5 protein-coding genes are annotated in these 13,856 nt (G+C 42.5%); 2 read left to right on the forward strand and 3 right to left on the reverse strand.

What is annotated here, in order from left to right; all coding sequences use genetic code 11:
• Positions 1-15: 15 nt before the first annotated feature.
• Positions 16-1,416 carry a cytochrome c biogenesis protein gene (locus V7K35_RS25980; RefSeq protein WP_335082942.1) on the reverse strand — a complete coding sequence of 467 codons (1,401 nt, stop codon included), beginning with the start codon at positions 1,414-1,416 and terminating at the stop codon, positions 16-18.
• Positions 1,417-1,482: 66 nt separating this feature from the next.
• A complete protein-coding gene (locus V7K35_RS25985) occupies positions 1,483-2,223 on the reverse strand; it encodes a cytochrome c biogenesis protein CcdA (protein WP_334726017.1) in 741 nt (246 codons plus the stop codon).
• A gap of 180 nt (positions 2,224-2,403) precedes the next feature.
• Between V7K35_RS25985 and V7K35_RS25990 the strand changes: the two genes are divergently transcribed.
• A complete protein-coding gene (locus V7K35_RS25990) occupies positions 2,404-9,489 on the forward strand; it encodes an AAA family ATPase (RefSeq protein ID WP_335082944.1) in 7,086 nt (2,361 codons plus the stop codon).
• Positions 9,490-9,656: 167 nt separating this feature from the next.
• Entirely contained in the window at positions 9,657-12,242 is a 2,586-nt protein-coding gene (locus V7K35_RS25995) for a GAF domain-containing protein (protein WP_335082946.1), read from the forward strand.
• Positions 12,243-12,880: 638 nt separating this feature from the next.
• Here V7K35_RS25995 and V7K35_RS26000 read toward each other — a convergent pair.
• Positions 12,881-13,807: a class I SAM-dependent methyltransferase gene (locus V7K35_RS26000; protein ID WP_335082948.1), complete on the reverse strand. Its 927-nt coding sequence runs from the start codon at positions 13,805-13,807 to the stop codon at positions 12,881-12,883.
• Positions 13,808-13,856: the final 49 nt, after the last annotated feature.

The raw sequence follows: 13,856 nt of genomic DNA on the forward strand, positions 1-13,856 counted from the left end.
TGCGCTCCTTTGCTTTTAAACTTCAATTGGCGTCTCTTTCTCCTCACCTTTTGGCTGTGAACTCAGTCGATCTAAAATATCCAAAACCTCTTGTTCAAAAGCAACTTGAGCGCGATTAGTTTTACCACCCACATACAAGCGATCGCCTTTTTGCAATGCCCATATTTGCGAGTGGGAAAAGTAACTCATCACCACGCCCAGCATTAGCAAGCCAAACCCTGTATAAACAATTGGTATGCCTGGATCGGCTTTAATTTGTAAGCCAGTGCTACCAATCACATCCAGAATTTTCAGCTTCACACCATTGACTTGAGTGGACATCCCAGCGCGGACAGTATCAACGAGTTTGCCAGTGGGATCATAAATCAATACCATCCCTTGCAAGTCTTTGGCTAACAGGGAGACACCCTCACTCAAATCAGGTTTAGTCGGAACCCACGTTCCCCAAATGCGCCCGTTACCGTTGGTTTTCAATTGCGCCATCGGTAGCTGAAAAATCGGGCTGTTGTTAAATTGGATGCGAACAGCTGCAATTCCCCAATCAGTTTGATAGAAAGTGACGCCATGATAGCGCAGAGGCTCGTTGACAAAAATCTTCTTGTGATCAACTTCCTTTCCCTGATTATTCAAGACAGACATATCCGAATAAAATTGATCAATGCCGCCAGATGGAGTGTAGTCAATCCAAAAACGATTGACGCGCACAGACCAATCTTTCGGGACTTGGGCTGCTGCTAAAGGGCCAGCATCGACAATATTTCTCACCTGAAATGTATCACCACTGGCAACCATTTCCTGAGCAAGAAACCCAGTCATCGCCCCCCAAATTCCGCCTAGCAGAATAGCTACGATGCCAATATGAACGATAATTGGGCCGATGCGTCCGACTATTCCCTTGCGGGCATAGAGAAGATTTTCTTTTTCTTGATCGGGAAAAATTTTATAGCGGCGTTTCTGTAATATTTGGCTCAGAGAATTCAAAGAACCAGTATCTAGTTCTGCACTTAAAGCTAACTTTTGAAATTGCCGGGGTTCTTCGTAATATTTCCAGCGCTGGGCAGCTTTTAAGGCTGGTAACTGACGGGTAAAAGAACAAGCAGTTAAGCTAGTGCCAAATAAGATGAGTAATGCCAGAAACCACCAAGTACGATATACGTGATCTAACCCAACTACCTGAATTACCTTCCAAGTTAAGAAACCAAATAAAGCTGGATGTTCTGGGTAATTGGCTTGGTAGAATCCGGGTGACTGACCTTGCTCAATTACAGTACCAGTAGAACTAAAGATTGCAATTAATAGCAGTAGTGCGATCGCTAATCGTAAGTTGGTCAGTACAGGCAAAAGCTCCTGCCGTAAGAATTGCCCAGGTATTGCCCACCATTTTAATTCTTTTTCCGCTGAATCTTCTATAGTCATTATGTGTAAAATATTACAAATCTATTGCTAATATAAATCTCAATCAGTCACTATCAAGGATTGAAATTAAAAACTGCCAAGGGGAATCCGAGAAATTAAGGAAAATACACCGAATCCTACCAACAGCGCCCCACTGACTGGGTTAATCCAACCAGACCAGCGACGCAATTCTAGTAACTTTTTAATTGAAGCTGTAAAAGTACCCGCCAAAATCAATGGTGCTACATAACCGCCTGTGTAAGAAAGTAGCAAAACAGCGCCTAAAATTAAGTCTTGTGTATTGGCAATCCAACCTAGTAAGCTAGCTAAAACAGGCGTGCTACAAGGGGATGCGACTAAGCCGAAAGTCAGCCCCAGCAAATAGGAACGCAATCCGGCTGGTAAATCTGGCGAAATCCAATTCGTTTCACCCAAGGATGGAAATTGCAGAGGTAGTGCTTCTAGTAAGTTCAGCCCCATGAGAATAGCGATAATGCTGACGATAATCGGCAAACCAATTCCCACTTGACCGTAGACTTTTCCTACCAAAGCTGCTAAGATACCTAATCCTGCCAATGTAGTTGCTAATCCGAAAGCAAACCAAGTTGATTGAGCAGCTGCTTGCAAACGGCTTTTGGCTTCATAACCACCGATGTAACCAATGGTAATTGGCAGCATAGAAAGCATACAGGGTGTGAGACTAGTGAGCAAGCCAGCTGCAAAGATGATACCAATACTTGCCACACTCAGGTGTGTCAGTTGGTTAGAAACGAGGCTGTTGGCAAATTGTTCTAGTTGGTAAATTTGGGTTTGCAGGTTATCAAGCATGGGGAGTTTATGAGCGGGAAATGCTTACTCTGCTTGAATTTTAGCTTATTTTTGGTTTATGAGTCAGCAGAATTCGTTATCCTAACCTAATATTATCTAAATTTAATCTGCCCAAGGAAATGTATCTAAAATACAATTAATCTGGATTATCCCTGAAGAAGTACGCCTGGAGTATTTGGCATGATGATTGCATTACCTGGATTTCAAATTGTCGCTTTGTTAAAAGCAGGGGTAAAAGCAGTCATATACCGTGGAATTAAGGTTAAAGATCAGTGTCCGGTAATTATCAAAGGGCTACGTCCAGAACAGTGTACACCCAATAATATTGAGCAACTTAGACATGAGTATGCGATCGCTCAAAGGTTAAATATTGCAGCAGCAGTCAAAGTGTACGCTTTAGAGATGCATCAGGGAATCCCTTATCTAATTATGGAGGATTTTGGGGGGCGATCGCTTGACTTGTTGCTAGACCAATTTCAACAGCCTGTTCCATTTTTGAAGATTGCTATTGAAATCACCAGCAGACTTGCACAAATTCACAGCCATCACATTGTTCACAAAGATATTAAGCCAGAAAATATTTTAGTTAACCTCGAAACTAATCAGGTCAAAATTGCCGATTTTGGAATTGCTGCCTTCATTCCCTATGAGCAGCAAAGGGTTAGCAGTTCCAGTCGCATTGAAGGCAGTCTACCATATCTGTCACCTGAGCAAACCGGGCGGATGAATCGAGGGATTGACCATCGCAGTGATTTGTATTCACTGGGAGTCACCTTCTATGAAATGCTCACAAGTCAGCTACCGTTTCAAGGCAAAGACCCCTTAGAGTGGGTACATTGTCATATTGCCAAATCTCCGCCATCCCTGAAAAAGCTAAACTCTAATATTCCCGAAATGCTTTGTGAGATCATCACAAAATTGCTGTCCAAGGTTGCAGAACAGAGATATCAGAGCGCTTTAGGTCTGCAATTTGATCTGGAACGGTGTTTAGAGCAATTGGAGACAACCACAGAAATCCAATCCTTTGTTTTGGGTGAGCAAGATATCTCAGAGCGCTTTCAAATTCCCCAGAAATTATATGGACGAGAACAAGAAATTGCCAAGCTTCTCCAAGCATTTGAGCGAGTTGTTAGCCAAGGAAAACCAGAGATTGTATTCGTCTTTGGCTATGCTGGGGTTGGGAAATCCTCTCTGGTGAAAGAGATTCACAAGCCTATTGTCAAAAAACGTGGGGTTTTTATCTGTGGTAAGTTTGATGAGTATAAACGAGATATTCCTTATTCCACTATTGTTCAAGCTTTTCAAACACTTGTTCGGCAAATTTTAACTGAGCCTGAAGATAAACTTACCACCTGGAAAAAGCGAATACAAGCAGCATTAGGGAACAATGGTAGACTAATTGCTGATCTAATTCCAGAACTTAAACTAATCATTGGAGAACAGCCTCATATACCAGAGTTGGGGCCTGCTGAATCTCAAAATCGATTCAACTTGGTGTTTCAGAACTTTATCAGCGTCTTTGCTCAAAAAGAGCATCCACTCACTGTTTTCTTAGATGATATGCAGTGGGCAGACACCGCTACTTTAAATTTAATTCAAACTATTATTACTGGCTCTACTCCCCAGTATATCTGCTTCATTTTTGCGGCTCGATATAACGAAATAGATATTGTATATCCCTTAAATTTGATGATGGAGAAGGTTCACCAGTATGGAGCAAGAATAACTGAAATTATACTGACTCCCTTGAATCTTGTTTATATAAATCAGTTGATTGCTGATACATTGCATAGTTCAGCAGAACGAGTTGAACCTCTCGCTCAATTGATTATCGAAAAAACTGACGGTAATCCTTTTTTTGTAAATGAATTTCTAAGAACACTGCATCAAGAAAATCTGCTGAATTTTGATCGCCAACATGGTATTTGGCGATGGAATATAGCTCAGATTGAAGCCCAAGGCATTACAGATAATATTGTCAGTTTGATGATTGGGCGGATGCAAAAACTGCCACCCCCAACTCAACAGGTGCTTAAGTTAGCCTCCTGTATTGGTAATCGCTTTGATTTAGAAGTTTTAGCGATCGTTGGTGAACAATCTATTGATGAAACGGCAAATGCACTTGTTGAAGCAATTTTAAGAGGACTAATTATCCCCATTGAGTCAGATGAAAGTACTCATAAAAACTATCGTTTCTACCATGATCAAGTTCAACAAGCTGCTTACGCCTTAATTGTCGATGAATCAAAGTCGGCAGTTCATCTGACGATTGGGCGACTTTTGCTCAAAAATGCTAGTCCTGAACAAGTGAGCGAGCAAATTTTTGATTTAGTCAATCAACTCAATCTCGCTGTGAATCTGATTAGTGAACAGACAGAAAAAGATGAATTGGTACGATTGAATTTAATCGCTGGTAAGAAGGCAAAAGCCTCCACAGCCTACACTCCTGCTAAAAGATTTTTTAGCATTGCCATGAATCTTTTAGCTGAGAATGCCTGGATTCAACAATATAAGCAAACATTTACTCTCTTTAAAGAACAGGCTGAGTGTGAATTCTTAACAGGGAATTTAGAGCAAGCAGAAGAATTATTTGAGCTGCTATTGCTCAAAGCAGAATCTCATGTGGAAAAAGCCAACATATATATGCTGCAAATCCGACTCTACCAAGTTGCAGGTAGGTATGAAGAGGCGTTGACACTGGGATTAGAAGCTTTAAAGCTGTTTGGGGTGACATTCCCTGATCCAAATGAGCAAGTGCAAGCTGCGATCATACTTGAAAAAAATCAGATATTAACAAATTTAGGTGATAGACAAATCTCTGATTTAATTAATGCTCCGGTAATCAAAGACCCCAATATTAAGACATTAATTAGTCTGTTGACAACTTTGGGTCCACCTACTTATCTCGGTAAACCTGATCTCTTTCCGTTAGTCGTACTTAAAGCTGTTAACTACTCACTCAAATTTGGTAATACGGAAGATTCCTGTTTTGCTTACAGCATGTACGCCATGTTGTTAGTTTCCATCTTTCATGATATTCCCACAGGCTACGCATTTTCTCAGATGACAATTCAATTAAATGAAAAGTTGGATGACTTGAAACTTCGAGGAACTGTTCTGCACATTCATGGAAGTCATATCAACGTTTGGCGTAACCATATTGCCACTGATATTCCCTTTTTAGAACGGGGATTTATCGGCTGTGTGGAAGCAGGCGATGTGATAATGGCGAACTACAATGGCTATCAAAGCTCTTGGCAAATTATCCAGTTAGGCTTTCCACTTTCAGATACATACAAATCTTTAGAAAAATACACCAACTTTGCCCGCGAGTCTAAACATGAGGCGGTCTATCAGACAATTAGATTACAGCAAATGCTATTGATGAATCTGCGTGGACTAACTCACTTAAATCTAACTCTAAATGATGACAATTTTGATGAATTACGCGCATTTTCTGTAATCACAGATGCAGGTTTTGTCAGTGGAATTGTTTTTTATCATGTTATTAAATTAATTATATTTTATACCTATGAAGAGTATGCAGAAGCTCTTAAGTGTACCTTTAAATTATCCAAACTTCAAGTTAAAACACTGGCATTACCAATTGAAACAGATTATATTTTCTATTACTCACTAACTCTAACGGCTCTTTATCCAACAGGCTCTTTTCAAGAGCAAAAACAGTTTTTACAAACCTTAGAATCCCATCAGCAGCAATTGCAATACTGGGCAAGTCACTGTCCTGCTAACTTTTTACACAAGTCTCAATTAGTAGCTGCTGAAATAGCTCGAATTGAAGGTCGGGACTTGGAAGCAATGCGCCTGTATGAGCAATCGATCTCTTCAGCCCGTGAGCAGGGATTTGTGCAATATGAAGCTTTGGCTAATGAGCTAGGCGCTAAGTTTTACTTAGAGCGGAAGTTTGAATTAATTGCCAAAACCTACTTGCAAGCAGCTAAAAATTCCTATGGGCGCTGGGAGGCATCTGCTAAAGTCAAGCAACTCGAAGAATCCTATCCTCAGCTATTGCCACGACAGCAGCTTGTCTCTAACGGAACGTTTTTTACCACAGGTGAACACCTAGACTTTCTATCGGTTGTTAAAGCATCTCAAACAATATCTAGTGAAATTGTACTTTCACGGTTGTTGAAGACATTAATGCAGATTGTCATTGAGCAAGCAGGAGCAGAAATCGGTTATTTGCTGCTTGAAACCGAGCAAAATATGGTAGTAGAAGTAGAAGCTAAGGTTAATCGCCAGGCAGCAAAGCCCAATGTTTCTCAAGCCGTATTAAAGGGCGACATTTCAGAGGTTATTCCTCAATCGATCCTGAATTATGTTCAGCGAACTCAAGAAACAGTGATTTTGCCGAATGCTACAGAGCAGAATCTGTTTTCTAGAGATGAGTATGTAATCCAAAAGCAACCTAAATCTCTACTTTGTTTGCCGATTGCCCGTCAGTCGAAACTACTTGGGATTTTATATTTAGAAAACAATCTCATCCCTAGCGCTTTTACGCAGGATAAACTTGCCGTACTGGAGATTTTGACAGTTCAAATTGCGATTTCTTTAGAAAATGCTCGTCTTTATCAAGGTTTAGAAAAGAGCCAAGAACAACTCAACCTGGCGTTGAAGTCTGCCCAAATCGGTGTTTGGAGTTGGGATATTGCCAATGATCAGTTTGACTGGGATGAGCAAACTTATCAACTATTTAGGTTAACACCTGAAACCTTTGTTGCCACCTCCGAAGCAATTTTAGCTCGCCTGCATCCAGATGATCGAGGATTGCTGGCTCAATCTTTGAGTCGAGCGATTAATGAAGGTGTGGAGCATGATTTAGAATATCGAATTATTTTGAATGACGGCAGCATCCACTATTTAGCTTGCCGGGGAAAAGCCTTTTTCAATGAGGCAGGAAAAGCCACACACATGAGTGGTATTGTGCTTGATATCACCGATCGCAAACAATCTGAAGCCAAACGTATTCAACTGATTCAAGAGCAAACCGCCCGTCTGGAAGCAGAAGCCGATCAGCAACGAGCAGCGTTTTTGGCTCAAGTCAGTGCAACACTCGCCTCTTCCCTCGATTATGAAAGCACGCTAACAAGCGTGGCAAACCTGGTTGTGCCCTACTTCGCCGATTGGTGCAGTGTTGATCTCCTGCAAGACAATCAAGCAATTAATCAAGTAGCAGTTGCCCACCGAGATCCAGAGAAAGTGAAAGCTTGGGAACTATATCAGCGTTATCCCAGAGATTTGGATGTAGCTGAAGGTGTAGCTAAAGTACTGCGTACAGGACTTGCAGAAATGGTAACTGAAATTTCAGATGCAGCCCTAACAGCAGCCATCCAAGATCCAGAACATCTGCGAATTTTACGTGAACTTGGTTTAAAGTCATGTATAATCTTGCCCTTGATGGCACGTGAAAGAATTTTTGGTGCAATTTCCTTTGTGACTGCTGAATCAGAACGTCGTTACAGCATAGCTGACTTGTCACTGGCAGAAGATGTTGCCCATCGAGCTGCGATCGCCATCGATAATGCCCGCCTTTACCAAGAAGCGCAGCAGGCACAAACAACAGCAGAGCAAGCATTAGAGCGAATTGCCCGTCTCCAGTCGATTACAGCCGCCCTTTCCGAATCGCTGACACCAGCCCAAGTATCTGAAGTCATTGTCGAGCAGGGCATGGCTGCCTTGGGAGCTAGTTCAGCCCTCGTGGCTTTGCTGAATGAAAACAAAACTGAACTGGAAATTGTGCGTGCTGTTGGCTATAACCAAGATTTGCTGGACACTTGGCGGCATTTTGCCATAGATTCACCCTTTCCTTTAGCAGAAGCCGTGCGGACTGGGCAACCTATTTGGGGACAAGCGAGACAAAATCAGATAGCTCGTTACCCTGATCTAGCTCAAATTTACGCCCAATATGACATTGATCCCTGGATTTCTATTCCATTGATGGTAGAAGGTTGGGCAGTTGGAGGTATAACTTTGGGATTTGCCCAGCCTCAACTACTTAGTGGAGAAGATCAAGCGTTTATTTTGGCTGTTGCTCAACAATGCGCCCAAGCGATCGCTCGTGCCCATCTTTACGAAGCCGAACGAACAGCGCGAAACGCTGCTGAATCAGCAAACCGCATTAAAGATGAATTTCTAGCTGTGCTGTCTCATGAACTGAGAACACCGCTTAACCCAATTCTGGGTTGGACAAAACTGATGCGAACCCGCAAACTTGACCAATTAACAAGCGATCGCGCCCTCGAAACCATTGAGCGCAACGCCAAGTTACAAACCCAATTGATTGAAGATTTGCTCGATGTCTCCCGCATCCTTCAGGGTAAACTTAATCTCAACTTCTACCCGATTAATTTGGTATCAGTCATTGAAGCTGCGATCGAGACAGTGCGTTTATCAGCACAGGCCAAGTCCATTGAGATTCAGATAATTCTTGAATCTGGTGTCTGGCAAGTTTTAGGCGATGCCAATCGATTGCAACAAGTCATTTGGAATATCCTTTCCAATGCCATTAAGTTTACTCCCACTGGGGGACAGGTAAAAATTAAATTAGAGCAGGTTGGCTTACAGGTACAAATCTGCATAACTGACACAGGGAAGGGGATTGTACCTGAGTTCTTAGCTTATGTCTTTGATTATTTCCGTCAAGCAGATAGTGCCACAACTCGAAAATTTGGCGGTTTAGGTTTAGGATTAGCGATCGTCCGGCATCTTGTAGAACTTCACGGGGGAACTGTTCAAGCAGAAAGCCTGGGCGAAGGACAAGGAGCAACTTTCACCGTCATCCTTCCATGCTTACAGGATGAAAGCAAAGGAATTAAAGATGCAAAAGATAACTGCTCACTTCTGCCAGATCAGTCCTCACCCTTGTCTGGCTTACAGATTCTCGTGGTGGATGATGATGCAGATATGCGAGAATTTTTGTCCTTCATGCTAGAGCAGTATGGTGCAACTGTGATCACTGTAACCTCAGCCATTGCAGCTTTAACTGCACTGAGTCAATCCCAGCCAAATCTGATCATCAGCGATATTGGGATGCCAGAAATGGATGGTTACATGCTGATGCGACAGGTGAGAAGTTTAAAACCAGAGCAAGGCGGGAGAATTCCAGCGATCGCTTTAACTGCCTATGCTGGCGAGATGGATCAGCAGCAAGCGATCGCTGTCGGATTTCAACAACATATTTCCAAACCTGTCGATCCACAGGAATTGGTAAAGGCGATCGTGTTATTAGGGACTGACAAAAAATAAATTATCCAAAATTGCTTGACTTCCACCTGACTCCACAGGATGACGCTAGCTAAACAAGCGATTAAACTATGGGTAATATCAAACAATTGTTGCTTTTAGCACCACTTACATAAATTTAATTTCATTGTTAAATCTAAAATCTTACCCTGCTATATAAAATACCGATTATGTCAGTGTATCAAGGAAGTTGTGGGGAGACCGCCGATATGATTATTGGTGTTCACAACCAAGAAAACCGCGAATTACAAGCAAATTCGGCTCCTGTAGGTGCTCTTGCCACAAGACAAGGAACTTTTTCTACGTTTCTTGCTCCCCTGACTCAGGATACTTTTAAACAGGTCGTTAAGGATGTCGAGCAAAAATTACAGATTGTCCATCAAACCTTGTCAATGCTGGATTCTCACGGGTTTGAAACTCTTCTGCAAGAAATGTTACATTCGATTACCTTAAAAACCGGGGAATTACTGGGGGCAGACCGGACAACGATATTTTTATTGGATGAAGAAAAACAAGAACTCTGGTCAATTCTAGCTGAGGGGGAGGGCGATCGCTCCTTAGAAATTCGCATCCCCGCCGATAAAGGCATTGCTGGGGAAGTCGCCACCTCCAAGCAAGTTATCAATATTCCCTTTGATTTTTATAATGACCCGCGATCGCATTTTGCCCAAGAACAAGAAAAAAGAACTGGCTATCGCACCTACACCATGCTGGCTTTGCCATTGTTGAATGAACATAGGCAATTAGTTGCGGTAGTACAATTACTGAATAAATTAAAATCTGGGAATAATCACGATGCTCCACTTGCAGAGCGCATTGATACCAAAGGTTTTATCTGTGCTGACGAACAATTATTTCGAGAATTTGCGACTTCGATTCGCCTAATTTTAGAATCCTCACGCTCTTTTTATGTAGCCACCCAAAAACAAAGAGCAGTGGCGGCGCTGATGAAGGCGATTAAATCCCTCTCTCAAAGCAGTCTCGACTTAGAAGACACCCTGAAGCGGGTGATGGATGAAGCCAAGGAACTGATGAATGCTGATCGCAGTACCCTATGGTTAATAGACCGCGATCGCGATGAATTGTGGACGAAAATCACCCAGGATGATGGTTCAACCAAAGAGTTGCGAGTACACATAGGTAAAGGCTTTGCTGGTCTAGTGGCGGTTTCTGGCAAAAAACTAAATATTGCCTTTGATTTGTACGACCATCCTGACTCGGAGACAGCCAAACAAATTGACCAGCAAAATGGCTATCGCACCTGCAGCTTGCTTTGTATGCCAGTATTTAACGCCGATCAACAACTGATTGGCGTTACTCAACTCGTAAATAAGAAGAAATCAGGAGATTTTCCCCATTATAATCCAGCTGATTGGCCGAAAGCTCCCGACTGCTTCCAAGCTAGCTTTGACCGCAACGATGAAGAGTTCATGGAAGCTTTTAATATTCAAGCTGGAGTAGCGCTGCAAAATGCCCAGTTATTTGCCACAGTCAAGCAACAAGAACAAATGCAACGGGATATTCTGCGTAGTCTTTCCAATGGAGTGGTTTCCACTGATAAAACTGGATTAATTATCGCCGCTAATGAAAGTGCTAAACGTTTGCTAGGACTGGGGCCAGAAGACCGTTTAGAAGGTAAATTAGTTACTGATGTCATCGCTATCAAAGAAGGTGACTTTAGCAAGTGGTATCAGGATGCTTTACACGCGGCCGACTTAAAAGGTCGCCAGCAATATTACCCCGATCGCACACTTCTAAGTACTAGTATCAAACAGCATAGTATTAATTTATCGATTAATACAATTGCTGATGCTAGCGACCAAGAGCAAGTCCGTGGGGCGCTGGTGGTGATGGAAGATATCAGTGATGAAAAGCGGCTCAAGAGTACAATGTACCGCTACATGACCCAAGAATTAGCCGAAGAATTGCTGAAATTGGATGACGCTAAACTAGGAGGCGATCGCAAAGAAGTTTCGATTTTATTTTCTGATATTCGTGGCTATACCACTTTGACAGAAAACTTGGAAGCAGAAGAAGTGGTGAGTATGCTCAATGAATATTTTGAATCAATGGTGGAGGCAGTCTTTAAACATAAAGGTACCCTTGACAAATACATCGGTGACGCCATCATGGCTGTGTTTGGTTCTCCCCTACCCTTAGAAGACCACGCTTGGATGGCAGTGCAAACATCCTTAGAAATGCGCGATCGCTTACACGAATTTAATCAACGCCGCTATGCAGTTGATAAGCCCGGAATCAAGATCGGCATTGGCATCAATTCTGATACCGTGATTAGTGGCAATATTGGCTCTAGTAAGCGGATGGAATTTACCGCCATTGGTGATGGTGTTAATCTTGGTTCACGATTAGAAAGTGTTAGTAAACAGTATGGTTGCGACATTATTATTAGCCATAACACTTTTAAACCTTGCCAAGATTATATTTGGGCTAGGGAACTGGATTACATTCGTGTCAAAGGCAGAAATGAGCCAGTAGCCATATATGAATTACTGGGTTTGCGTTCTGATTCCATTGAAAGCGAAAAACTGCAAGTGATTGAGCACTATCATAAAGGGCGCGAGTATTACCTCAAGCGGCAGTTTACCTTTGCTAGAGCCGAGTTTGCCAAAGTTTTAGCCGCAGACAACCATGACAAAGCTGCTATGTTGCATCTGTTGCGTTGTCAGCATTGGTTACAATCACCTCCAACAGATTCAGATTGGGATAAAGGAGTCTGGACATTTCAGGAAAAATAAGTAGCGTTGCTAAATTGACGGCTGAAGAATGAGTGACCTTTTTTGAATTAAGAATTAATAATTTGGAACTATAATAATTTTTAATTAATTTTGGGTACAGAGAAAGCACTCTGCGGTAATTAAAAATGTAAAATTAAAAATGCAAAATTAAGATTTGCTTCTTCAATTTTTAATTGTTAATTGATTGTGGTATAGCAGTTCCCATTCAGATGCAGCACAACGTTACATCACGAGGGGTAGGGGCACGGCATTGCCGTGCCCCTACGGGTGTACCTCACGTAAACGATAACTGCTATAGGTTCAGAGCCAACACTGATAGCGTAGCTCTGTTAAAGTCTGCGTCCCTTGCGCGTCTCGTAGAGAGCAGATTGCAATTTTTAATTCAATCCGGTTCAGTTAAGCCTAAAAAATATATTTTGTAGGTTGGGTTGAGGAATGAAACCCAACCCACAATTATCCTTAACTGAACTGTATTGATTTTTAATTAATTAGGACTTACGCAAAAATTGCCAACTTCGCTTAATTTATCGAACCGCCAAGACGAGGCAGTGCGTTGGGCGGCTCTGCCGACTTGAAGCAACTGCCGTGCCAAGAACGCCAAGAATCGTAGAGTGTGCGTAAGTCCTATTAATAATTATTTAATTTCGAGAGGACGCTTTGGGTTTAACGAACTTGAGAGTCATGCGATCGCTCTCCCCAATGGCGAGGAAGCGTTGCCTATCTTTTTGTCCTTGGCTCAAGGTCGGAGGTAGTGTCCAGACTCCACCTGGATAATCTTTAGTATCTTTTGGGTTGGCGTTAATCTCTGATTTGCCCACCAACTTGAAGCCGGCTTTCTCCACAGCAGCAATTACCCCATCAACAGACATATAGCCAGTTTTGATACTCTCTTGCAAAGAAATACCTGGTTTGGCACGGTGTTCTTCTACTCCCAAGATGCCTCCAGGCTTGAGTGCTTTGTAAGCCTCTGCGTAAACCTGCTCGGCATATCCAGCCTTAACCCAGTTGTGAATATTACGGAAGGTAAGAATCATGTCCACAGAATTGTCTGGGGCTAGGGTGAGTTCATTTGGGGGATTAATTTCAACGACTTTGACCTTACCAAAAATCTTTGGCTCACCTGCTAGCTTCTGTTGGAAAGCCAAAGCCTGTTTACTCGTGCTGGGAGCAAAGTTGGTAACTATGAATTGTCCCTTTTGCTGGAGAAACGGGGCGATAATCTCGGTATACCAACCGCCCCCCGGCCACAATTCAACCACGGTCATATTCGAGCGCAGACCAAAGAATTCAAGAGTCTGGGCTGGGTGACGGTACTTGTCTCGATCACGATTTGCAGCAGAGCGATGACTGCTGGTAAGTACAGTTTGAAGCGTGGTTGTGTGGTCAAAAGCTTTGGCTTGTTCGCTCTCGTCGGCTAAAGCACTGGTGGGCATTATGAATGCCAACAAAAAAAAACCTAGAGTTAGGGCTTTTAGCAAGCCTTGGTAACGGGTGGGATTTTGGGCAAATTTCATCGCTGTTTTTTCTACTTTCCGCTTCAGCATAAAGGCAAATTGGGTTCTCATAAATGGTGAGTATCGCACACTTTTGTGCTATTGTTTCTGACAAAACTGA

Source organism: Nostoc sp. (assembly GCF_036917275.1).
Taxonomy (GTDB): Bacteria; Cyanobacteriota; Cyanobacteriia; order Cyanobacteriales; family Nostocaceae; genus Nostoc.

Bases quoted from the DNA above. Each gene is read 5' to 3' on its own strand.
- V7K35_RS25985 (WP_334726017.1), bottom strand. From the start codon at position 2,223: ATGCTTGATAACCTGCAAACCCAAATTTACCAACTAGAACAATTTGCC.
- V7K35_RS25980 (WP_335082942.1), bottom strand. From the start codon at position 1,416: ATGACTATAGAAGATTCAGCGGAAAAAGAATTAAAATGGTGGGCAATA.
- V7K35_RS25990 (WP_335082944.1), top strand. From the start codon at position 2,404: ATGATGATTGCATTACCTGGATTTCAAATTGTCGCTTTGTTAAAAGCA.
- V7K35_RS26000 (WP_335082948.1), bottom strand. From the start codon at position 13,807: ATGAGAACCCAATTTGCCTTTATGCTGAAGCGGAAAGTAGAAAAAACA.
- V7K35_RS25995 (WP_335082946.1), top strand. From the start codon at position 9,657: ATGTCAGTGTATCAAGGAAGTTGTGGGGAGACCGCCGATATGATTATT.